The 22,293-nt window shown below is 46.8% G+C and carries 19 protein-coding genes and 1 riboswitch; all 19 genes read left to right on the top strand.

Annotated features, from left to right (window positions below; genetic code table 11):
- The first annotated feature begins 385 nt into the window (after positions 1-385).
- The 19 genes from HFM85_RS01090 (at position 386) to HFM85_RS01180 (ending at position 22,252) form a co-directional block, all read left to right on the top strand.
- Positions 386-1,216: a nucleotide-binding protein gene (locus HFM85_RS01090; RefSeq protein ID WP_173736861.1), complete on the top strand. Its 831-nt coding sequence runs from the start codon at positions 386-388 to the stop codon at positions 1,214-1,216.
- Positions 1,213-2,511 carry a nitrogenase component 1 gene (locus HFM85_RS01095; RefSeq protein WP_173736862.1) on the top strand — a complete coding sequence of 433 codons (1,299 nt, stop codon included), beginning with the start codon at positions 1,213-1,215 and terminating at the stop codon, positions 2,509-2,511. The genes HFM85_RS01090 and HFM85_RS01095 overlap by 4 nt, the downstream gene beginning before the upstream one ends.
- Positions 2,508-3,545, top strand: coding sequence for a nitrogenase component 1 (locus HFM85_RS01100; RefSeq protein WP_173736863.1), 1,038 nt, complete (start codon positions 2,508-2,510; stop codon positions 3,543-3,545). The genes HFM85_RS01095 and HFM85_RS01100 overlap by 4 nt, the downstream gene beginning before the upstream one ends.
- A 22-nt stretch (positions 3,546-3,567) precedes the next feature.
- A complete protein-coding gene (hypF, locus tag HFM85_RS01105) occupies positions 3,568-5,952 on the top strand; it encodes a carbamoyltransferase HypF (protein WP_173736864.1) in 2,385 nt (794 codons plus the stop codon).
- 11 nt (positions 5,953-5,963) lie between these two features.
- Positions 5,964-6,173 (top strand): HypC/HybG/HupF family hydrogenase formation chaperone, encoded by a 210-nt coding sequence (locus tag HFM85_RS01110; RefSeq protein ID WP_173736865.1) that lies wholly within the window; start codon positions 5,964-5,966, stop codon positions 6,171-6,173.
- Positions 6,173-7,216: a hydrogenase formation protein HypD gene (gene hypD, locus HFM85_RS01115; RefSeq protein ID WP_173736866.1), complete on the top strand. Its 1,044-nt coding sequence runs from the start codon at positions 6,173-6,175 to the stop codon at positions 7,214-7,216. The genes HFM85_RS01110 and hypD overlap by 1 nt, the downstream gene beginning before the upstream one ends.
- 24 nt (positions 7,217-7,240) lie before the next feature.
- Complete coding sequence (hypE, locus tag HFM85_RS01120; RefSeq protein ID WP_173736867.1) at positions 7,241-8,248, top strand: hydrogenase expression/formation protein HypE; 1,008 nt, start codon at positions 7,241-7,243, stop codon at positions 8,246-8,248.
- Between the two features lie 130 nt (positions 8,249-8,378).
- Complete coding sequence (locus HFM85_RS01125; protein WP_173736937.1) at positions 8,379-8,648, top strand: TM1266 family iron-only hydrogenase system putative regulator; 270 nt, start codon at positions 8,379-8,381, stop codon at positions 8,646-8,648.
- Positions 8,645-9,412 carry a nitrogenase iron protein NifH gene (locus HFM85_RS01130; RefSeq protein ID WP_173736868.1) on the top strand — a complete coding sequence of 256 codons (768 nt, stop codon included), beginning with the start codon at positions 8,645-8,647 and terminating at the stop codon, positions 9,410-9,412. The genes HFM85_RS01125 and HFM85_RS01130 overlap by 4 nt, the downstream gene beginning before the upstream one ends.
- Positions 9,406-10,749: a nitrogenase component 1 gene (locus HFM85_RS01135; protein WP_173736869.1), complete on the top strand. Its 1,344-nt coding sequence runs from the start codon at positions 9,406-9,408 to the stop codon at positions 10,747-10,749. Before HFM85_RS01130 ends, HFM85_RS01135 begins: the two co-directional genes overlap by 7 nt.
- The gene (locus HFM85_RS01140) at positions 10,746-12,029 is read left to right on the top strand and encodes a nitrogenase component 1 (protein WP_173736870.1); all 1,284 of its coding nucleotides are present in this window, start codon (positions 10,746-10,748) and stop codon (positions 12,027-12,029) included. The genes HFM85_RS01135 and HFM85_RS01140 overlap by 4 nt, the downstream gene beginning before the upstream one ends.
- Positions 12,030-12,119: 90 nt before the next feature.
- On the top strand, positions 12,120-12,551 hold the full coding sequence (locus HFM85_RS01145) for a DMT family transporter (protein WP_173736871.1): 432 nt from the start codon (positions 12,120-12,122) through the stop codon (positions 12,549-12,551).
- 108 nt (positions 12,552-12,659) lie between these two features.
- On the top strand, positions 12,660-13,436 hold the full coding sequence (locus tag HFM85_RS01150; protein ID WP_243873769.1) for a ComEA family DNA-binding protein: 777 nt from the start codon (positions 12,660-12,662) through the stop codon (positions 13,434-13,436).
- A 10-nt stretch (positions 13,437-13,446) separates the two neighbouring features.
- Complete coding sequence (locus tag HFM85_RS01155) at positions 13,447-14,136, top strand: response regulator transcription factor (RefSeq protein WP_173736872.1); 690 nt, start codon at positions 13,447-13,449, stop codon at positions 14,134-14,136.
- A 3-nt stretch (positions 14,137-14,139) separates the two neighbouring features.
- Complete coding sequence (locus tag HFM85_RS01160) at positions 14,140-15,570, top strand: sensor histidine kinase (protein WP_173736873.1); 1,431 nt, start codon at positions 14,140-14,142, stop codon at positions 15,568-15,570.
- A gap of 10 nt (positions 15,571-15,580) precedes the next feature.
- Positions 15,581-16,534 (top strand): GerMN domain-containing protein, encoded by a 954-nt coding sequence (locus tag HFM85_RS01165; RefSeq protein WP_173736874.1) that lies wholly within the window; start codon positions 15,581-15,583, stop codon positions 16,532-16,534.
- A 39-nt stretch (positions 16,535-16,573) separates the two neighbouring features.
- Positions 16,574-18,841: a DNA internalization-related competence protein ComEC/Rec2 gene (locus HFM85_RS01170; RefSeq protein ID WP_243873770.1), complete on the top strand. Its 2,268-nt coding sequence runs from the start codon at positions 16,574-16,576 to the stop codon at positions 18,839-18,841.
- 119 nt (positions 18,842-18,960) lie between these two features.
- Complete coding sequence (locus HFM85_RS01175) at positions 18,961-20,346, top strand: NAD(P)/FAD-dependent oxidoreductase (protein WP_173736875.1); 1,386 nt, start codon at positions 18,961-18,963, stop codon at positions 20,344-20,346.
- 257 nt (positions 20,347-20,603) lie between these two features.
- A riboswitch (cobalamin riboswitch) is annotated at positions 20,604-20,778 on the top strand.
- Between the two features lie 157 nt (positions 20,779-20,935).
- On the top strand, positions 20,936-22,252 hold the full coding sequence (locus tag HFM85_RS01180) for a sirohydrochlorin cobaltochelatase (RefSeq protein WP_173736876.1): 1,317 nt from the start codon (positions 20,936-20,938) through the stop codon (positions 22,250-22,252).
- Positions 22,253-22,293: the final 41 nt, after the last annotated feature.

Raw genomic sequence — 22,293 nt, forward strand, 5'->3', positions numbered from 1 at the left:
CGGCAAGAGGTCTTTTTTGTATGAAAAGTCAGAGTTACAATTGACTCACTAATAAACGATATTGTATAATAAAAACAGAAAAATTCAGACGGAATGAAAAAAATTCTTTCTATCCGGATGATGTGTGATGAAAACAGAATACAGCAGGAAACATACTTTGACGGCAAGGAATATCCGAGCGGTAATCGTTGTTCATCTGGCACAGTTTAACCGAATCAACTGCTATGCAGCTATTCGGCGCAGAGCTGCATAGCAAATGCGGATGATTTTATCCGTTTGGCTATGCTTTGTGAGTGGAATACGGGACTCTTTCACCTTGTGCGTGGAAGAGCTTTTTTTATGAAAAAATTTGTGGGAGCGGAAGTATTCTGTAAGGGAGGATTATATGCTGAAGATAGCAATATACGGAAAAGGCGGCATCGGAAAGTCCACAGTGACTTCCAACCTGGCGGCAGCTTTTGCAGCCATGGGAAAAAGAGTGATACAGATAGGGTGTGATCCAAAGGCAGATTCTACTATCAATCTGCTGGGCGGGGAACCACTGCGGCCGGTGATGAATTACATGAGGGAAGAAGATGAGGAGCCGGAGAGACTGGAAGATATTTCAAAAGAGGGCTTTGGCGGTGTTCTCTGTATTGAGACGGGTGGGCCGACACCTGGGCTTGGATGTGCAGGAAGAGGAATTATCGCAACTTTTCAGCTACTGGAAGATCTGAAGCTTTTTGAGACCTGGAAGCCGGATGTTGTACTTTATGATGTGCTTGGTGACGTGGTGTGTGGCGGTTTTGCAGCACCGATCCGGGAGGGATATGCAGAAAAAGTCCTGATCGTTACATCGGGCGAGAAGATGGCACTTTATGCGGCCAATAACATTTCCAGTGCTGTGAGGAATTTTGAGGACCGCAGCTATGCAAGAATCTTCGGAATCGTGCTGAACCACAGGAATGTGGAAAATGAGACTGAGAAAGTGCAGGCTTTTGCAGAGAAAAGTAATATTCCTATTGTCGGTGAGATTCCAAGAAGCGACGAGATCATCCGCTGGGAGGATCAGGGAAAGACCGTGATTGAGGGAGATGGGAGTTCTGAGATCAGTGAGAAATTTTTTGCGCTGGCGCGAAAGCTGCTAGAAAGTGATGGTGAAGCTGCAGAAGAAAATGCAGTAGAGAAAGTCATTGCTGTTTCAGAAACAGATTCAGATAAAAAGGAGGGCGTATGAAAAAGGAAGCATATTTTGCAACAGTGGAAGACCTGGCCCGGGGCGGACTGGAAGCGATTCCGTCTCAGATGATCTCCGGGAAACATCTGATCTACAGTTCTCCGGCAACTTTGGCATTTAATTCGCCAGGTGCAGAAGGATTCGGCGTGAAGCGTGCAGGGCTTGCAGTGCCGGACTCTATTATGCTCATTGTGGCACCAGGATGCTGTGGCAGAAATACATCGCTTATCAGTTCCATGCCGGAATACAATGACAGATTTTTTTACCTGATGATGGATGAGACGGATATTGTTACTGGCCGTCATCTGAAGAAAATCCCAAAGGCAGTAAAGGAGATCTGCGACTGTTGTGAGAAAAAGCCTTCTGTTGTGATGATCTGCATCACTTGCGTGGATGCACTTCTTGGAACTGATATGGAGCGTGTCTGCCGAAAAGCAGAGGAGAAGGTAGATATTCCGGTGCGGCCATGCTACATGTACGCGCTGACCCGTGAAGGCAGAAAGCCGCCGATGGTCCATGTGCGGCAGTCTCTGTATTCTCTTCTGGAACCGCAGAAGAAAAAAGGAAATGTGGTCAATCTTCTTGGATTTTTTTCTCCGCTTGTGGATGACTGTGAGCTTTACGAGCTTTTGCATCAGGCCGGGGTGAAGACTGTTCATGAGATTTCCAGATGCAGGGATTACGAAGAGTATCAGACGATGTCCCAGGCTAATTTTAACCTGGTGCTGCATCCGGAAGCCAGGTTTGCAGCGGAGGATTTTCATGACCGGCTGAAGATTCCGTTTATTGAGCTTCGAAGACTTTATCAGATGGATAAGATCGAGAATCAGTACCGTGCACTTGGGCAGGTTCTTGGAGTTGATTTTGACCAGAAAAAGTATAAGGCAGAAGCACTGGAAGCAGTGGAACAGTTCCGGGAAGACTGTCCGGATGCGGTTTTTGCAGTTGGGGAGTGCATGAACGGAGATCCGTTTGAGCTGGGGCTTGCACTGGTGAGATATGGATTTAAAGTGCCGGAGATTTACGGAACCATTACTGCTGAGAATTTTGTATACATACGGAATCTGGCAAAATTGAGCCCGAACACCAGAGTTTTTTCCAATATGGAGCCTACCATGCTGTATTACGATCCGGTTTCAAGTGGCGTGAATATTACAATAGGAAAGGATGCCGGCTATTATCATCAGGATCAGCCAAATGCAGTGTGGAACCAGGATCGTCAGCCATACGGCTACGCAGGCGTGCGAAGGCTGTTTGAGACGCTGACAGCAACGGTGAAGGGGGAAAAAGAATGAGAGGACTTCGAAAATATCTGACACCTTTCGCACCGGATCAGTCGGGCGCAGTGTCAGTTTTGTATGAACTTGGCGGGATCATCGTGATCTGTGATGCGGGAGGATGCACAGGAAATGTATGCGGTTTTGATGAGCCAAGGTGGTTTGAACGGAAAAGCGCGGTGTTCAGTGCAGGACTTCGGGATATGGATGCCATCCTGGGGCGTGATGACAGGCTGGTGGACAAGCTTGTGGACGCGGCAGAGAAAGTAGAAGCAGGTTTTGCAGCGATTATCGGAACACCGGTGCCGGCAGTGATCGGAACGGATTATCAGGCATTGAAGCGTATGTGCGAGAAAAAGACAGAACTACCTGTTCTGACTGTAGATACGGACGGAATGGAGCTTTATGATGTGGGCGAACGGAAGGCTTATGTGGAGCTTTTTAAGGGGTTTGCAAAAGAAAAGCTGCCTGTGGAGCCTGGAAGGATCGGGATTCTGGGAATGACACCTCAGGATGTCAGTGATCTTGGCGCATCAGATAAGATCCAAGAGAAATTCCGTGCGCAGGGGCTGACGGCAGTTTGCTATGGAATGGGTGATGGCCTGGACGAGGTAAAAAAAGCTTCTTCCGTGGAGAAGAATATTGTAGTTTCTCAGGCAGCTTTGGAATGTGCGAAGTACCTTAAAAAAACCTTTGGAACTCCTTATGAAGCTGGTTATCCTCTTGCGGACGAGCTGGTGCCAGATATGGATTATGCAGGGAAAAAAGTCCTTGTAGTGCATCAGCAGGTGATCGCGGATTCTATAAGAGCGGAGATCAGGAAGCGTGGCGAAGGGGCAGCAGTTACTGTGGCCAGCTGGTTTTCCATGGACAAAGATCTTCTTGAGGAGGGGGATGTATCTCTGAGAGATGAGGAAGACTATATCGAACTGGCAGAGAGTAATGGATTTGATGTGATCTTTGCAGATCCGTGCATGAAGCGTATGACACCGGGATTTGACGGAGAATTTGTGGATGCGGTGCATTTCGCAGTGTCGGGGAAGTGCCGGTAAATAACAGGGAACGGAGAAATATATGGAGCGTGAAATTACAAAAATGATCCGTGTTTACGGGATCGTCCAGGGAGTGGGATTTCGCCCTACTGTGAGCAGACATGCCATGGCAAGGGGAATTCGGGGAAGCGTTTCCAACAAGGGACCTTATGTGGAGATTTTTGCCCAGGGAAAAGAGGGGGACGTAGATGGTTTTATTTCGGATATCGAGGAGAAACCGCCGAAGCGTGCGGCAATCCTGAAGCTTCTTGTGGAGCCTGTGGAGGACGCGCCGGAGTTTGGACAGTTTGATATTATTGAAAGCGAGAAAACGAAAGGCGAGATTTTTGTTTCCCCGGATATTGCGATCTGTGATGAGTGTAAAGAAGAAATGTTTGATCCGAAAAACCGGCGGTATCTGCATCCTTTTATCAACTGTACCTGCTGCGGGCCGAGGCTGACGATCCTGGATTCCCTTCCTTATGACAGGGAGCGGACAAGCATGAAAGAATTTCCCATGTGTCCGTCCTGTGCAGACGAGTACAATAATCCGGATACCAGACGCTATGATGCACAGCCTGTCTGCTGCAACGACTGCGGTCCGGAGGTGTATCTGATCGGAAGAAAAGAGCGGGGGCGGGAAGCAATTACTGAGACAAGGCGCGTGATCGCTTCCGGCGGAATCGCAGCGATCAAAGGAATCGGCGGTTTTCATCTCTGCTGTGATGCCACAAGTCAGGAAGCAGTAGAAAGACTGCGAAAACTGAAACGCCGTCCAATGAAACCATTTGCGGTTATGGCACAGGATCTTGAGACAGTGAAAGCCATCTGCGAAGTCAGTGAAGAACAGGAGAAGATACTTACAGGGCATCAGAAACCGATCCTGCTGCTGGATAAGACAGAAAAAGTGGATGGGAAAGGATATAACAAACATCCTGGGCTCTGTGAGAGCATCGCCCCGGGAAATCCGAAGGTTGGCGTGATGCTTCCTTATGCACCGGTTCAGTTTTTACTTTTTCATTATGATGACGGAATCGAAATGCCGGAACTTCTGGTTATGACAAGCGGTAATACATCCGGTGCACCGATTTGCCGGGATGATGAGGAAGCGGTGGAAGAGCTTTCACACTTATGTGACTGCATTCTTTCTCATGACAGGAAGATCCGCATCCGGGCAGACGATTCGGTGATGGATTTTTATAAGGGGAAGCCGTATATGATCCGCCGCTCCCGTGGCTATGCACCGCTTCCGTTTATGGTTTCCGCACCATGGAGCGGACAGGTGATCGCAGCAGGTGGAGAGCTTAAGAATACTTTCTGCATTGGTGTGGACAACCGCTTTTATCCATCCCCATATGTGGGGGATCTGGAAGATCTTCGTACTGTAAAAGCCCTGAAAGAAACGATGGGAAGGCTGGAAACGCTTCTGGAAGTCCAGCCGGAGATAGTTGTCTGTGATCTTCACCCGAAATATAATTCTACAGTAGTAGCAGAGGAAATGGGTCTGTCTGTTCTGAAAGTGCAGCATCATTATGCACATATTTTATCCTGCATGGCAGAGAATGACTGTGAGGAAAAAGTGATTGGTGTTTCCTTTGACGGGACAGGATATGGAACAGACGGAACCATATGGGGAGGGGAGATCCTTCTGGCAGATTATCAGGGATTTACAAGACTTGGAAGCATTCAGCCTTTTGTCCAGGTGGGCGGCGATATTTCAGCAAAAGAAGGCTGGCGTATTGCAGTTTCCCTGATCTGGCAGAATACAGGAAGTCTGCAGGAAACGTTATCTACTGTCCGAAAACTCGGACTTTGTACAGAGCAGGAATGCAAGGTTCTGGTGACAATGGCACAGCGTAAGATCAATGCGGTAACTTCTACAAGTGCAGGAAGGCTTTTTGACGGAGTCAGCGCGATCCTGGGAATCCAGAAAGCTTCTACCTTTGAGGGGGAGGCATCTACGGCATTGGAGTTTGCGGCGGAAGAGTGGAGAAAAAGTCCGCAGAGGAATCCGGAAACGGATAATCTGGCAGCCCCCGGCAATTTAGCAGATCTCGCAAAGAATAGTGAGGATGCCCCGGAGGATCTGAGGAAATTTATTTTAAATACTGGTGAAATCGTTCGCCATCTGACAGAAAGCAGACTTGCAGGAGAGGATCCGCGGAAACTTGCGTATGAATTCCACGCAGAGCTGGCAGAGCAGATCATTGCAGCCTGTGAGGAAGCAAAGCGGCAGACAGGAATCCGTAAAGCAGCATTGAGCGGTGGTGTTTTCCAGAACAGATTGCTTTTGGAACTGGTGGACGAAGGCCTTCAGAAAAAAGGCTTCCAGGTTCTGAAGCATAGCCTGATCCCGCCAAATGATGGAGGAATCGCACTGGGACAGGCTGCATATGGGATGGCATATCTGAACAGAAATACACGATAGGAGGCACAAATATGTGTGTAGGATTATCAGCAAAAGTAGTAAAGATCAGTGACGGCACTGCCGTTGTAGATGCAGGAGGCGCGAAGCGTGAAGTCTCCGCACAGCTTCTGGGAGATCTGGAGCCTGGTGATTATGTAATGGTTCATGCTGGTGTGGCCATTGCAAAGATCACAGATGATGACGAAGATGAAACAGATCAGCTGATGGAGGAACTGCTGTAATGGAAGAGAAGAAGAAAACAGCAAGAGAGATCATAGAAGGTTATCAGGGACCGCCTGTGCGGATCATGGAAGTCTGCGGAACTCATACACATGAGATATTCCGTCTGGGAATCCGTAAGCTTCTTACACCCCAGGTAGAACTGATCTCCGGACCAGGATGTCCGGTGTGCGTGACCCCGGTAGGATTTATTGATGAGGCAGTTTATCTTGCATTGGAAAAAAAGGCGACCATCTGTACATTTGGAGACCTTGTCCGTGTACCGGGAACAAAAAAGAGTCTTGCAGATGCCAGGGCACAAGGGGCAAAGATCCGTATTGTCTATTCCCCTGCTGACGCGGAAAAGTATGCGGCAGAGCACCCGGAAGAGCAGGTGGTATTTCTTTCCGTGGGCTTTGAGACCACCACACCGGCAGGATGCCTTTCAGTAAAAAAAGCGAAGGAAGACGGTATTTCCAATTATTCCCTTCTTGTGGCAAACAAAACCATGCCTCAGGCATACCAGGCGTTAAAAGGAAGTGCAGATGTATTTCTTTATCCCGGACATGTGAATGCTATCACAGGAACAAAACTCTGTGAGCAGCTGGCAGAGGACGGAGTCAGTGGTGTGGTGGCAGGTTTTACTGCGAAAGAACTGTTAACTGCACTGGCTGTTGCATTGGTACGTTTTCAGGAGGGGAAGCCGTTCTTTGTGAACTGTTATCCCCGTGTGGTGAAAGAAGAAGGAAGTCCGGAGGCACAGAAGCTGATGGAAGAGCTGATGGAACCCTGCGATTCCGAATGGAGGGGGCTTGGCGTGATCCCAGGCTCAGGACTTGTATTAAAAAAAGAATGGGAAAATTTTGACGCGAGAAAAAAATATGCAGTGCCGCCGATCCAGGGCAAACCGAATCCGGCCTGCCGCTGCGGCGATGTGCTCCAGGGAAAATGTAAGCCATCCGATTGTAAAGTATTTGGAAAAGTCTGTACCCCGCAGCATCCGGTAGGAGCATGTATGGTGTCAAATGAGGGAGCATGTTCTGCGTATTTTATGTATGGAAATTAATATCATAGAAAGAAGATGACAATTATGGACAATAAAACAGTAACCATGGCTCACGGTGCCGGAGGCCGCCAGACCTCGGAACTGATCGATGAAGTATTTAAAGCACATTTTGCAAACCCGGATCTCACTGCAGATGATGCGGCAGTTCTTGTTCCGCCGACCGGAAAAATGGCTGTGTCAACAGACGGATTTATTGTATCGCCGGCATTTTTTCCAGGGGGAAATATCGGTAAACTTTCTATCTGCGGAACTGTCAATGATCTTGCATGTATGGGAGCGAAGCCAATGTATCTCACCTGTGCATTCGTGATCGAAGAAGGTTTTCCAATGGAAAAACTGGAGGAGATCGCGTCCGCAATGGAAAAAACAGCAAAAGAAGCAGGCGTCCGGATTGTTTCCGGTGACACGAAAGTTGCGGGAAAAGGACAGGTTGACGGCGTATTTATCACTACCACCGGAATGGGAGAGATCCAGGACGGAGTCCAGGTAGGCGGTGAGCTTGCAAAACCAGGAGATGCCATTATTGTTACCGGCGATGTGGGAAGACACGGTTGTACCATTCTTCTTGCCAGGGAAGATTTTGGAATTGATGCGGATGTGACAAGCGACTGTGCACCACTTTGGGGAACTGTAAAAGAAGTGATGGATGCAACACATGATATCCATGTGATCCGTGATGCAACAAGAGGCGGCGTGGGAACTGTTCTCTATGAGATTGCAGGGCAGAGCAATGTAGGAATCCGCCTGGATGCGGCAGCAGTGCCGGTAGCTCCTGGGGTAAAAGGTGTTTGCGGTATGCTTGGTCTGGAGCCTCTTTATCTTGCATGTGAAGGCCGCATGGTCATCATGGCTCCGAAATCAGAGGCAGAGAAGATTGTGGAAGTACTGCATAAATGTCCGTACTCCAAAGATGCAGCCATAATCGGTGAAGTTACAGCTGATCAGCCGGGAAAAGTCGTCATGACTACAGAGATCGGAACCCAGGCACTGCTTCCGCAGCCTGGCGGCGAGCTGCTGCCGAGAATCTGCTGACAGATAAGCTCAGAATATGAAAGGCGGTCAGGAAGAAAGATTCGCCTTTTGCAGAGAAAAATCAGCGATAGAAGCAGAGTACGATAAAATGGACAGTAATACGGAATGCCGGAAAGGAGAGCCAGACCTTATGGAGACAAGAGTGGCACTGATCTCGATCATTGTGGAAAACAATGACGTGATCGATGATATCAACCGTTTTCTTCACGAAGCGGGAAAATATATTATCGGGAGAATGGGGATCCCCTATCGGGAAAAAGGTATCAACATTATAAGTATTGCCATTGATGCACCGCAGGATGTGATAAGCTCTTTATCCGGAAAGATCGGACGGCTGAATGGTGTTTCTGCAAAAACAGCATATTCTAATGTGATCACAAAGGCGGAGGACAGAAAATGATCAGAATCGCAGTATATGGAAAGGGCGGCATCGGAAAATCCACAACAGTTTCCAATGTGGCAGTTGCCCTTGCGGAAAAAGGAATGAAAGTGATGCAGATCGGCTGTGATCCAAAGGCGGATTCAACGATCCTGCTCCGCCATGGGAAAGAAGCTTCCACAGTTCTGGATCTTTATAATAAGAAAAGACAGGATCTGAAGCTTGAAGATATGGTGCAGATCGGATATGGCGGTGTGGTATGCGTAGAGGCAGGAGGACCTGCTCCGGGACTTGGCTGCGCTGGCCGCGGGATCATCACAGCTCTGGAAAAACTTCAGGAAACAGGGGCATATGAGACTTATAAACCGGACATTGTTTTTTATGATGTACTGGGAGATGTTGTGTGCGGCGGTTTTTCCATGCCAATGCGAAAGGGGTATGCAGATAAAGTTTTTATCATTACTTCCGGTGAAAATATGGCCATCCATGCAGGCGCGAACATTGCCATGGCAGTGGAAAATTTCCGGAACAGAGGCTACGCTTCCCTTGGCGGTATCATTCTGAACAGACGGAATGTGCCGCGGGAGGAAGAAAAAGTGCAGGAGCTGGCAGAAGATTTTCATACGAAGGTGATAGGAACTCTTTCACGAAGCGAGCTGGTGCAGGAAGCAGAAGTACTGGGAAAAACTCTTCTGGAAGTCTACCCTGACAGTGAGATGGCAGAAGAATATCGGACATTGGCAGAGCAGATCCTGGAAGCATGCAGGGAGGAAGCTCCATGTTAAAAAGAATTGGAATCAGAGCGATTTCGGAGAAAACAGAGGTAACGATAGGAGAGGCTTCTTTTCCGGCACCGTTTCAGCCGGGATTGGAATTTAATTCTCCTGCTCATGGAAACTGGAACATTGTACATACAGGAATGCTGGTTCCGGAGGCACAGCAGATATATGTCTGCGCGGATAACTGTATGCGAGGTGTTGTGCTGACAGCGGCAGAGATGAATGCGGTGGAGAGGTTTTCTTTTGTGATCGTGGAGGAAAAGGATCTTCTGGGCGGGAATCTGGAGGATATTACCATTGAGGGTGTGACAGATGTGCTGAACCGCCTGCCGAAGAAGCCGAAAGCGGTTCTGCTTTTTACAGTGTGTCTGCATCATTTTCTGGGAAGTGATCTGGACCGGATTTATGGAGAGCTGGAAAGCCGTTTTCCGGAGATCTTTTTTATGAGATGTTTTATGGACCCGATCATGCAGAAAACCGGTCCCACACCAGACCAGAAGTTACGGCGTGCCATGTATGATGCAGTGCCGGAAGCTGAGGCAGACCCTGGATGTGTGACGCTTCTTGGAAGTGATTTTGTGCTGGACGCAGATGCAGATATTAGAAGAATATCAGAGCATAACGGATTTAAGCTTCGCGAGACTGCTGCCTGTGAAACATGGGAAGAGTATCAGAAACTGGGAGAAGGAAGCCTGATCATTGACTGTTACCCGGCAGGAAAATTCGGAGTGCAGCAGCAGGCTGAAAGACTTGGAAGGCCTTTTCTGTATCTGCCGGGAAGCTTTGATTATGAGGAAATACAGTGGCAGGAGGAACAGCTGCTGGAGAAATTGAAAGAATTAAAGGGAGAAATCACAGGTCCGGATATAAAAAAAGAAATCCGGTTCTGCGAGGAAGCACTTTCTCATGCAAAGAAAATTATCGGGGATACACCCATCGCACTGGATTATCTTTTTCATCCAAGACCGCTGGGGCTGGCAAAGCTTCTGCTGACCCATGGATTCAAAGTAGAGTCCATTTATCTGGACAGTATCAGTCCGGAGGAAAAAGACGTATTTTTCTGGCTGAAAGAGAATGTTCCGGAATTGAAGCTGATCTCAACGATACGGCCTGAGATGCGTGTGAGAACACGATGCTCTGAAAATAAGATCCTTGCCATTGGACAGAAAGCAGCCTGGTTTACCGGAAGCAGGAATTTTGTAAATATGGTTCAGGGTGGTGGGCTTTATGGCTTTGACGGAATCCGCCGGACTGCTCAGCTGATGATCGAAGCTTTTGAAGCAGAAAAAGATCCGGAAGATCTGATCGTGCGAAAAGGATGGGGGTGCGAAAGCTGCATATGAGACAGGCATATCGAATCATACCAATTTATACAGCAGATGTGTCAGGTGTCTGCTCAGCCTTGTATGAGCTGGGGGGAATGACGGTGATGCATGATCCTTCCGGGTGTAATTCTACCTATAATACACATGATGAGATCCGGTGGTACGATCAGGATAGCCTGATCTTTATTTCGGGGCTGACGGATATTGATGCGATCATGGGAAATGATGAGAAATTTCTTCAGGATATTGAGGACGCAACAGAAGAATTGCAGCCGAGATTTATTGCCCTTGCCAGTTCGCCGATTCCTTTTATGAATGGAACCGATTTTCCGGGACTTGCCAGGGCATTGACAGTGGGGACGGGAATTCCGGCTTTTTCTGTTCCGACCAGTGGAATGCATGATTATGTGTACGGTGCCGGGCTTGCGCTGGCAGAGATTGCGAAACATTTTACAGGAGCAGGAGAAGAGAAGAACAAGGGAGGATCCGAACATTCAATAAAAACTAATGATGAGAAAATCCCTGGTAGTACCGGAAAATCTGTGAAATGTGTGGGAATAAAGTCAGAAATGAACAGACGAAAATTAAATCTTCTGGGTGTAACTCCCCTGGATTTCGGCCCGCAATCCATTGTAGATATCATGAAAAAACGTCTGGAAAACCAGGGCTGGGAGATAATTTCCACCTGGGCCATGGGTGACACGCTGGAAACACTGGCAAAGGCCGGTGAAGCAGATGTGAATCTGGTGGTATCCTCAGTGGGAATTCCTGCGGCTAATGTGCTGAAGGGAAAATTCGGAACTCCTTTTCTGGTGGGGACACCTGTAGATGGATATGTGGAAAAAATATCTGATGCACTTGCGGAGATGGCGGAAAAAGTTACGGGAGAATGCCGGATCAGCGAGGAAATTCCTGATCTTTGGAAAGTAACTCCGGATCAGGTGATCTACATTTCCACAGAATCATCTCAGCCCGACATCACAGTAATCGGTGAGCCAGTCACCATGGGTTCCCTGGCAGCTGCCATAGAGTATAAATATGAAAAAAAAGTTCAGCTCCTCTGTCCCCTGGAGATCACAGAAGGGCTTCTCCGGGAAGGGGATCAGGCTATTCGGGGTGAGGAGTCCATAGAAGAAGGGCTGAAAACTGCAAAGATCATTATAGCAGATCCCCTCTATCGTCCCATCTGCCCGGAAACCGCCAGATTTTATGAGCTCCCGCATATCGCTTTTTCCGGCAGGATCTACCTCAGGAAAATAAAAGAGATGTATGCGCATAATCTCATAAAAACCACATAAACTATAAGAAACCGTAAAGGCGTTGCAGAACATGCAGCGCCTTTTTATAACGGCGGAACTATTGAACGGATGGATATGGAGGGATTTTTTATGTGGGGATTTCTGTCGGCTTTGATTTCCGGGGCTTTGATGAGTATTCAGGGAGTATTTAACACAAATGTAACAAAACAGACCAGTTTGTGGGTATCAACTGGCTGGGTGCAGTTTTCAGCATTTCTGGTGTGTGTTGCTGCCTGGCTTTTTACAGGGCGGGAAAGTATTGGCGCACTGTGGCAGGTGGAGAATAAATACACGCTTCTTGGGGGTGTGATAGGTGCATTTATTACCATAACAGTAATCAGGAGTATGGGAAGCTTAGGCCCTGCCAGGGCAGTTATGCTGATCGTGATCTCTCAGCTGGCTGTTGCGTATCTCATAGAACTGATGGGACTCTTTGGCGTGGAGAAAGCAGATTTTCAGTGGAGAAAACTTTTGGGAATGCTGATCTGCATTGCCGGCGTGGTGATTTTCAAATGGAAATAAAATATTAGTATTGTAATATTTGTAATATTTCGTTAAAATAAGATATGGTTTTGTATGAGTAAGGGGACACTTACCACTGCACAAGCGGAAAGGAGTGCCCACCATATCATGAGAAATAAATTAAATATCAGAAATGTTCAGCTTATTTTTTCAGTGATCATGTTCCTGACCTTTGCAGGACTGACAGGCTGCCGGGACAAGGATTCGGAATTTCTGGAAAAAGAACTGGAGCAGGAAGAGAACAGCCAGGATTCCTCTGAGCAGGAAAGCCGGCAGCAGCCGAAAGCCGATTCACAGAAGAGTTCCGGTACACAGTCAGAGTCCGGAGATGTCCCAGAGACAATCTACGTAGATGTCTGCGGTGCAGTGGCAGAGCCCGGTGTCTATGAGCTTTCATCTGACAGCCGGGTATTTCAGGCCATTGAGAAAGCAGGAGGATATCTCCCGGAGGCAGCAGTCAGCTATCTTAACCGCGCAAGGAGTCTTTCAGATGGACAGCAGATCTATGTGCCGACCCGGGAGGAGGTGGACAGCCAGACGATTCCACCGACTCAGGACGGAACGACTCAGACTGGAACCATTGCTGACAATAATGTCAACGGTACAGGCAGTACTGACAGTACAAAAATCGGTAAGGCATCAGGAGATAATCAGCAGCCGACATCCGACAGCGCAGGAGGTTCTGCCGATTCCAGGATCAATCTGAACACAGCTGACGTATCCCAGCTTACCACTCTCACAGGAGTAGGGGAGTCCAAGGCTCTGGCTATTATCGCTTACAGGGAAGAGAACGGCCCTTTTACTTCCGTCGAGGATATTATGAATGTTCCCGGCATCAAGGAAGGCACCTATGAGAAGATCAAGGATAAAATAGCAATAGAATAAGGAGCGTTAAATGAGCAGGAAAGTATTGGTAGTAGACGACGAGAAACTGATTGTCAAAGGACTCCGCTTCAGTCTGGAGCAGGATGGAATGGAAGTAGACTGCGCCTATGACGGAGAGGAAGCTCTGGAGAAGGCGAAGGCAGGAGAATATGATATTATTCTTCTTGACCTGATGCTGCCCAAGATGGATGGCCTTGAGGTATGTCAGCAGATCCGGGAGTTTTCCAATGTCCCGATCATCATGCTTACCGCAAAAGGAGAAGACATGGATAAGATCCTGGGCCTGGAATACGGAGCAGACGATTATGTGACCAAGCCTTTTAACATTCTGGAAGTAAAAGCCCGCATCAAGGCAATCATCCGCCGGGCAGGAAACAGCCAGGATAAGAAAGAAAAGGCCAAAACAGTTGAAGTTGGCGAGCTGAAGCTGGACTGTGAAGGACGTCGCGTATTCATTGGCGGGAGAGAGATCAATCTGACAGCCAAGGAATTCGATGTTCTGGAACTCCTTGTATTTAATCCGAACAAGGTATACAGCAGAGAGAACCTTCTGAATATCGTGTGGGGATATGAATACCCGGGCGATGTACGTACTGTAGATGTACATATCCGTCGTTTGAGAGAAAAGATCGAGGCCAATCCCAGTGAGCCGAAATATGTACACACCAAATGGGGTGTAGGATATTATTTTCAGGCATAATCCATGAAATTCAGAAAAAGCGGAAAATTCTTTAAAAGTCTTCGCTTTCGTATCATGATAATCCTGATCATACTGGGAATCGTACCAAGTGTCATTGTTACGGAAATGGTGATCGCCAATTATGAAGACCGGGCCATTGCCAACCGTGTGCAGAGTATGGAGAATATCTGTGACATCATGTGCGACCTGCTGATCAAAGAGAATTACCTGAATGACTCCGGCTCGCAGACGGTAAACAGCAAGCTGGAGCTGCTGTCTAATATCTATGGGGGAAGAATTCTCATTGTGGACAGGGATTTCAGAATTATCAAGGATACTTACGGCGTGGATGAAGGAAGGACTCTTGTATCCCAGAAAGTAGTGAATTGTTTTAAGGGAGAAGACGACTACCGTTATGATTCGGCCAGCCAGAAGATCGTTCTGGCAGTCCCGGTAAAAAGCCCGGAAGTGAATCAGGTGCAGGGGGCTATGATGATCATGGCTTCATCCAGTGAAGTAACAGCGACCATACGTGAGCTGGAACAGAAAGGGATCCTGATCATCGGAATCATTGTAGTGCTGGCGATCTTCCTGGGATATATTTTGTCCACAGTGCTTGTGAAACCTTTTGCAAGAGTAACGAAAGCAATCGAAGATCTTACAGATGGTTATCAGAACGAAGAGATCTCAGTTCCGGATTATACAGAGACAGCCCTGATTACGGAGGCATTTAATAAGATGCTTTCCAGAATGAAGATTCTGGATGAATCCAGACAGGAATTTGTATCCAATGTGTCTCATGAGCTGAAGACACCGATGACTTCCATGAAAGTCCTTGCAGATTCCCTGGTAGGACAGCAGGGCGTGCCGGAAGAACTTTATCAGGAATTTCTTTCTGATATTACAGAGGAGATTGACCGTGAGAACAAGATCATCACAGACCTTCTCTCCCTTGTAAAAATGGACAAAAAAGCAGCAGACATGAACATTGTCAATATGAATATCAATGAGCTTCTTGAGAATATCCTGAAGCGTCTCCGACCTATTGCAGATCAGAGAAGCATTGCCCTGATACTGGATTCGTTCCGTCCGGTTACAGCTGATGTGGACGAGGTGAAGTTTACGCTCGCTATCAGCAACCTTGTGGAAAACGGAATCAAATACAATGTAGATGAAGGTTGGGTTCGGGTAACGCTGGATGCAGACTACAAGTATTTTTATGTGACAGTAGCAGATTCCGGACTTGGAATTCCGGAGGATTCCATTGAGAGGATCTTTGAGCGCTTTTACCGCGTGGATAAATCCCATTCCAGGGAGATCGGCGGAACTGGTCTTGGCCTTGCCATCACCAGAAGTTCCATTGTCATGCACCATGGAACCATCAAGGTATCAAGCAAAGAAGGCGAAGGAACCACATTCAATGTGAAGATTCCGCTGTCTTATATCTCATCCTAGGAGGTAGCGCATGAAAAAAACGATCTGGATCATCTGTCTGGCTGCTGCGTGCCTTCTCCTGGGAATGGTAGCGTATATAAGCTTCTCAGGTAAAAAAGAGACCGAAGAGCAGCAGTACAGTTTTTACTATATCAACAATGAAGAAACAAAGCTGAAAGAGGAGAAATATGTTCCTGAAAAAGAATCAGCAGAAGTAATGCTCCGTGATTTTTCAGAGAGTCTGAATAATCGTGAGACAAGAGATGATGGAATCTCACTTTTTCCTGACGGTGTGAAGATTTCTTCCTATTCTGTGAATGACGGCGTGCTCCGTCTGGAATTCAATGAAGCCTTCGGTAAGATGTCCCGTACCAGGGAGCTTCTTGTAAAAGCAGGAGTTGTGAAGATATTTGTCCAGGTTCCGGGAGTCGATTCCGTAGAAATCTATGTTGGGAAAAAACCTCTCACAGATACAAAAGGTGACGAAGTCGGAGCTATGAACGGCGATACCTTTGTGGAGTTTTCCGGCTCTGACGGCGATGTATACAGCTATGACACTTTTACTTTGTATTTTACCAATAAAAACGGAGACAAGCTGGTGGAAGAACAGCGAAGTGTCCGGTACAGACGAAATCTTCCGAAAGCGACAGTTGTTCTGGAACAGCTGGCGCGCGGCCCTCTGGAAAAAGGCCATTATCCTACAATCCCGGAGAACTCAGAAGTGCTTTCCCTGACAAGGGCGAACGGCATTTGCTATGTAGATTACAATTCTGTATTTCAGGATTATGCATTGAATGTTTCTGAGGAGATTCCTGTTTATTCGGTGGTAAATACACTGATCGCAGCCACCGGAGTGGATAAAGTGGAGATTTCCATTGAAGGAAACAAAGAAGTAACTTTCGGCAAAAATATGCAGCTTTATAAATTTTATGAATGGAATGACAGTCTTCTTGCCAGCTCAGCGGCAAAGAAGAAAGAGAACTGATCATTCCGACAGCAAAAAAATATAATACGGGAGAAACATATGATAAGACGTCCAATGTGTCTTCTGTGTTTTTTGATGATGCTTTCATTTGGCATTGCGGATCTGGCGGGGATTCCTCTTATCAGGGGGAATCCCCTTCCTGCCAGTGTGCAGTCCTGGATTGAAGTACATCCCGCTTCCGAGATCTGCGGGGAGGTGGAACGGTACGAAAGCACAGAATTCTCCCAGTCTGTTTATCTGAAAAAAACATATCTCATCTATCATTCAAAAAAATTTCCAATTAATAATGTAAGAGTATTTCTGAAAAAAGAAGAAGAGCTGAAGCCTGGGATGCAGATTCTTGTAAAAGGAATCCTGAAAGAAGTGGAAGGCCCAACAAATCCGGGTGGTTTTGACAGCAGTCAGTATTACGCCTGCCGCCATATTTATTATTTTATGAAAAAAGCTGTACTTCTGAAAAAAACATCCACATATTCCGGCTATCATCAGGCAATGCTTATGGTGAAGGAGAAATGCAGACAGATCCTGGAAAATACAGCAGGAAAAGATGCACCTGTTTTTGATGCCATTGTTCTTGGGGAGAAAACAGGCCTGGACCCGGAGATCCGGATGCGTTATCAGCTGGCAGGAATCGTACATATTCTGGCGATCAGCGGACTGCATATCAGTATTCTGGGGATGGGGCTTTATAATCTGCTGAAACGTGCAGGGCTTGGTATCTGGCCAGCAGGGATTTTTTCTCTGGCTGTGATGCTGCAGTATGGGATGATGACAGGGGGAAGTGTGTCTACGATGCGGGCTGTCACCATGTTTCTCATTGCAATGGGAGCCAGGATCACAGGAAGGATCTACGATATGCCAAGCGCAGTGTCTGTCACTGCCATGATGATCCTGGCAGAGTCACCGGCGTATCTGCTGGACAGTGGATTTCTTCTGTCATTTGGGTGTGTTCTGGGAATCTGTGTTGCATCAGAAAGGATTTGCGCTCTCGCAGGAGCAAAGAGAAAGGTTACGAAAGCCTTCTGGGGATCGGTGGCTCTTTGGCTTGTGACGCTTCCTGTGATGCTGAAATTCTTTGGTGAGGTATCACTGGCCGGACTGATATTGAATCTTGCGGTTTTGCCAAGTGTAGGAGTTGTTCTCTCAGGAGGTGTGGCTGCAATGCTTCTTGGCTTTGTCAGTATTCCGGCAGCCAGAGCTGTGATTTTTCCTGCGAAGGGAGTCCTGCTTCTATATGAAAAGCTCTGTGAACTGGCCGGAAGAAGCCGCTGGTGCACCTGGATTGGCGGCGAACCGGAACTCTGGCAGATTTTGGTATATTATATGATATTAATTGCTGTACTGTTTATTGGACAGCATATAAAAGAATCAGATCAGAAGAAAAAAGAACTGGAAAAGGGAGAGGCAAAGGGATTACAACACATTCTTCGTATAGCTGCCATTGTTCTCCTGACCTTGAGTATACTGACGCTGGGCGTTCGGTCTTTCGGGTATCTCTTTAAATCTGAAACCCTGAAGATCACCTGTCTGGACGTAGGTCAGGGAGACGGAATCCTGGTTCGGACCCCGGATAACAAACATTATCTGATAGATGGAGGAAGCAGCAGCCAATCAGAGCTTGGAAGATACTGCCTTCTTCCGGCTCTGAAAAGTATGGGGATTTCCTATCTGGACGGAATTTTCATTTCTCACACAGATAAAGACCATTTAAGTGGTGTGCAGGAACTTCTGGAATATATGGAAAAAGGACTCACAACTATCCGGGCCGGTCATCTTGTTCTGCCAGGATGGTCAGAACCGCCGGAAGCCTGGACAGATCTTGCCAGGACAGCCGAAAAAGCAGGGGTAAAAACAGTGACAGGAAACACAGGAGATATCATTCATTCCGGGACAGCGACATTTGAGATCCTGTGGCCGGAAAGTACGGCCAGGGGAAAAGATGTGAATGAGGAGGCTATGGTTATGGAACTTACATACGGCGAATTCCGGATGCTTTTTACAGGGGATATCGGAGCAGACACGGAGAAAAAACTTCTGACTGCAGGATGTCTTAGTGATATTGACTGTCTGAAAGTCGGCCATCATGGTTCACGATATTCATCCTCAGAGGCATTTTTAAAGAAACTGAAACCCGAGCTGTCCATCATATCCTGTTCATCCACCAATACCTACGGCCATCCGTCACCGGAAACGATACAGCGTCTGAAAGACTGCGGAAGTCAGATTGAATACACCATGAAAAATGGCGCGATCACCCTGGAAACCAATGGGAAAAATCTCAGGATCCTCAGATTTTACAGCAACTGAAAAACCCCCGAAAAACATGAAAAAAACAGGTGACTTTTGCTGATACTTGTTGTAGAATAAACAGGGTTTGTGTGAAAATGAAACATATAAAAGTAACACAAGATAAGGAGCTTTTATTTATGAAATATGACGTACTGATCGTAGGAGCAGGTCCTGGAGGAATCTTTGCAGCCTATGAACTGATGAATAATGATCCGGAGAAAAAGATCGCGGTTTTTGAGGCTGGTCATCCCCTGGAAAAGAGAAAATGTCCAATTGACGGAAAAAAAGTAAAATCCTGTATCCACTGCAAAACATGTGCCATCATGAAAGGATTCGGAGGCGCAGGAGCTTTTTCCGATGGAAAATATAATATCACCAACCAGTTTGGCGGAACTTTGTATCAGCATATCGGCAGGGAAACAGCAACAGAGCTGATGGAGTATGTAGATAAACTGAACCTGATGCATGGTGGCGAGGGAACTAAGCTCTATTCTACAACAAACAGTGAGATCCGCAAGCTTTGCCTTCAGAATGGGCTGCATCTTCTGGATGCTTCTGTCCGTCATCTGGGAACTGATATCAACTATGTAGTTCTTCAGAATCTTTATGATGAAATGAAAGATCATGTAGATTTCTATTTTGATGCGTCTGTTGATAAAGTGGAAAAAACAGAAGAGGGTTATGCAGTTCTGACAGGTGACCAGCGTTACGAGGGAACATACTGCATCATTTCAGCAGGACGAAGCGGAAGTAAATGGATGGAATCTGTATGTACTGATCTTAGGATTCCGACACTTTCCAACCGTGTGGATATTGGTGTGCGTGTGGAGCTTCCGGCAGAGGTATTCAGCCGCCTGACAGACGAGCTTTATGAGAGTAAGATTGTTTACAGAACAGAGAAATTCGAGGATATGGTACGTACTTTCTGTATGAATCCGAGAGGTGTTGTTGTTAATGAGAACACCAACGGAATCATCACAGTAAACGGACACAGCTACGAAGATCCTGCAAAGCACACCAACAACACAAACTTTGCACTTCTTGTATCCAAGCATTTCTCCGAGCCGTTCCACGACAGCAACGGATATGGCGAAAGTATCGCAAGACTTTCCAATATGCTTGGCGGCGGTGTTATGGTTCAGCGTTTCGGAGATTTGATCCGTGGAAGACGAAGCACAAAAGCACGTGTTGACGAGAGCTTTGTAACACCGACACTTTCTGCCACACCAGGAGATTTAAGCCTTGTTATGCCGAAACGTATCCTTGACGGCATCATTGAGATGATCTATGCACTGGATAAGATCGCACCTGGAACAGCAGACGATGATACTTTGCTTTATGGTGTGGAAGTTAAATTCTATAATATGGAAGTTGAGATCGATGAGAATCTGGAAACCTGCCACAAAGGTCTCTTTGTTATCGGAGACTGCAGCGGCGTGACACATTCTCTTTCCCACGCATCAGCCAGCGGAGTTTATGTTGCAAGATATCTTGATCAGGAATACTTTAATCGAAGCAAGTAAGTCCCCTGCTTCAATTGAGAATATTCGCCTGACTAAATAATTTGAACCAGAGAGACCGCAGATCAGGTGAAATTATAGATTCTATAAAAATAAAACATATATCATGCATAGGTATGCCTGGTGTGCATGAATATTTGAAAGCATTCTGACAATAACACAAATATTTTGAGGGGGATTTTGGAATAGTCCGACAGTAAGCTTGACATTTTTGTAACTTTGTGGTAAAAAAGAAGAAACCAGATTAAATTGAATATGTGCAAATGTTATAACGATAAGGTTGCATCAGAACCGATGCGCAAAAGAGAATCCGGTGCGAATCCGGAACGATACCGTCACTGTGAAGGGGAGTGGCTTTTGAGAACCACTGGGAGACCGGGAAGGAAAGGCTACGCTGAACCAAGTCAGGAGAACTGCCTTATTGTGAGATCTTAGATTCGCGGTTTACGAATCTGTATTCTCCATAACAATACAGAACTTCTTTTTATGTATTGCGCAGAGAATCCTATGTAGGAGCAGGCGGCCGCGTTAAGCTGCCGCTTTTTTGTACATGTTGGTTATCTGGAAATACATGAAAAGAGGACTATAAGAAATGAAAAGAAAAACTATGTTAGCTCTGATGCTTGCAGTTTCCATGACATGCTCTATGGGTGCAGCTACAACAGCAATGGCAGCTGATGATTCCGCTACAGAGGAAGCAGCTGATACCACAGCAGAAGAAAATACTGAGGCAGCTGATACCACAGAGGCTTCTGATGAGGATCAGAAAGCAGCTGATAATGTAGCAGCACTGATCGACAAGATCTATGTTCAGGAGAGAACAGATACAACAGATGAGGACTGCAAGGCAGCTAAAGAAGCATGGGATGCCCTGACAGACGCACAGAAAGAGCTGGTAGAAGGCGAGAATGCTGATCCGGATTACTTCGGACGTGATACAGGAGATGCTTCCAAAGACGATCCGCGTAACCAGGATGAGATCGGTGAGAACGAGCTTCTTGTTGTAAGCTTTGGTACTTCCTTCAACGACAGCCGTGCTGAGGATATCAAGGGAATCGAGGATGCTCTGGCAGCAGCATATCCGGACTGGTCTGTAAGAAGAGCTTTCACAGCACAGATCATCATCAACCATGTTGAGGCAAGAGATGAGGAGAACATCGACAACATGCAGCAGGCTCTTGACCGTGCAGTAGAGAATGGCGTTAAGAATCTTGTTGTTCAGCCTACACATCTGATGCATGGCGCTGAGTATGATGAGATGACAGAAGCTATTAACGGATATAAAGATAAATTCGAGTCTGTGGCAATTGCAGAGCCAATGCTTGGTGAGGTTGGAGATGATGCAACTGTTATCAATGATGACAAGAAAGCAGTTGCTCAGGCAATCACAGATGAAGCTTGTAAAGAAGCCGGATTCGACAGCATGGATGCAGCAGCTGAGGCTGGCACTGCATTTGTATTCATGGGACATGGTACATCCCATACAGCCAATATTACATATGATCAGATGCAGACACAGATGGAAGACCTTGGATTCAAGAACGCTTTCATCGGTACTGTAGAAGGTAAGCCGGAAGACACAGCATGCGATAAAGTTATCGAGAAAGTAAAAGAAGCAGGATACAAGAATGTTGTCCTTCGTCCGCTGATGGTTGTTGCAGGAGACCACGCTAATAATGATATGGCTGGTGATGACGAGGATTCCTGGAAGAGCCAGTTTGTAGCATCCGGAAACTTTGAGAATGTTGACACTCAGATTGCAGGTCTTGGAAGAATCGAAGCAGTTGAGCAGATCTATGTAGATCACACAAAAGCAGCTATCGATTCTATCGGAAGCACTGATGAGTCCGCAGATTCTGATGCAGCAGCAGATACAGAGGCTGATTCCGCTGAGGATTCCGCAGAATAAACAGTATAGAATATCCGTGTAGAAGCGGATATATATAAGAA

The organism is Blautia schinkii, from assembly GCF_013304825.1.
Lineage (GTDB): Bacteria > Bacillota > Clostridia > Lachnospirales > Lachnospiraceae > Blautia_A > Blautia_A schinkii_B.

What these genes read in the sequence shown, in the direction of transcription:
- HFM85_RS01090 (WP_173736861.1), top strand. Translation starts at nt 386, where the DNA reads ATGCTGAAGATAGCAATATACGGAAAAGGCGGCATCGGAAAGTCCACA.
- HFM85_RS01095 (WP_173736862.1), top strand. Translation starts at nt 1,213, where the DNA reads ATGAAAAAGGAAGCATATTTTGCAACAGTGGAAGACCTGGCCCGGGGC.
- HFM85_RS01100 (WP_173736863.1), top strand. Translation starts at nt 2,508, where the DNA reads ATGAGAGGACTTCGAAAATATCTGACACCTTTCGCACCGGATCAGTCG.
- hypF (WP_173736864.1), top strand. Translation starts at nt 3,568, where the DNA reads ATGGAGCGTGAAATTACAAAAATGATCCGTGTTTACGGGATCGTCCAG.
- HFM85_RS01110 (WP_173736865.1), top strand. Translation starts at nt 5,964, where the DNA reads ATGTGTGTAGGATTATCAGCAAAAGTAGTAAAGATCAGTGACGGCACT.
- hypD (WP_173736866.1), top strand. Translation starts at nt 6,173, where the DNA reads ATGGAAGAGAAGAAGAAAACAGCAAGAGAGATCATAGAAGGTTATCAG.
- hypE (WP_173736867.1), top strand. Translation starts at nt 7,241, where the DNA reads ATGGACAATAAAACAGTAACCATGGCTCACGGTGCCGGAGGCCGCCAG.
- HFM85_RS01125 (WP_173736937.1), top strand. Translation starts at nt 8,379, where the DNA reads ATGGAGACAAGAGTGGCACTGATCTCGATCATTGTGGAAAACAATGAC.
- HFM85_RS01130 (WP_173736868.1), top strand. Translation starts at nt 8,645, where the DNA reads ATGATCAGAATCGCAGTATATGGAAAGGGCGGCATCGGAAAATCCACA.
- HFM85_RS01135 (WP_173736869.1), top strand. Translation starts at nt 9,406, where the DNA reads ATGTTAAAAAGAATTGGAATCAGAGCGATTTCGGAGAAAACAGAGGTA.
- HFM85_RS01140 (WP_173736870.1), top strand. Translation starts at nt 10,746, where the DNA reads ATGAGACAGGCATATCGAATCATACCAATTTATACAGCAGATGTGTCA.
- HFM85_RS01145 (WP_173736871.1), top strand. Translation starts at nt 12,120, where the DNA reads ATGTGGGGATTTCTGTCGGCTTTGATTTCCGGGGCTTTGATGAGTATT.
- HFM85_RS01150 (WP_243873769.1), top strand. Translation starts at nt 12,660, where the DNA reads ATGAGAAATAAATTAAATATCAGAAATGTTCAGCTTATTTTTTCAGTG.
- HFM85_RS01155 (WP_173736872.1), top strand. Translation starts at nt 13,447, where the DNA reads ATGAGCAGGAAAGTATTGGTAGTAGACGACGAGAAACTGATTGTCAAA.
- HFM85_RS01160 (WP_173736873.1), top strand. Translation starts at nt 14,140, where the DNA reads ATGAAATTCAGAAAAAGCGGAAAATTCTTTAAAAGTCTTCGCTTTCGT.
- HFM85_RS01165 (WP_173736874.1), top strand. Translation starts at nt 15,581, where the DNA reads ATGAAAAAAACGATCTGGATCATCTGTCTGGCTGCTGCGTGCCTTCTC.
- HFM85_RS01170 (WP_243873770.1), top strand. Translation starts at nt 16,574, where the DNA reads ATGATAAGACGTCCAATGTGTCTTCTGTGTTTTTTGATGATGCTTTCA.
- HFM85_RS01175 (WP_173736875.1), top strand. Translation starts at nt 18,961, where the DNA reads ATGAAATATGACGTACTGATCGTAGGAGCAGGTCCTGGAGGAATCTTT.
- HFM85_RS01180 (WP_173736876.1), top strand. Translation starts at nt 20,936, where the DNA reads ATGAAAAGAAAAACTATGTTAGCTCTGATGCTTGCAGTTTCCATGACA.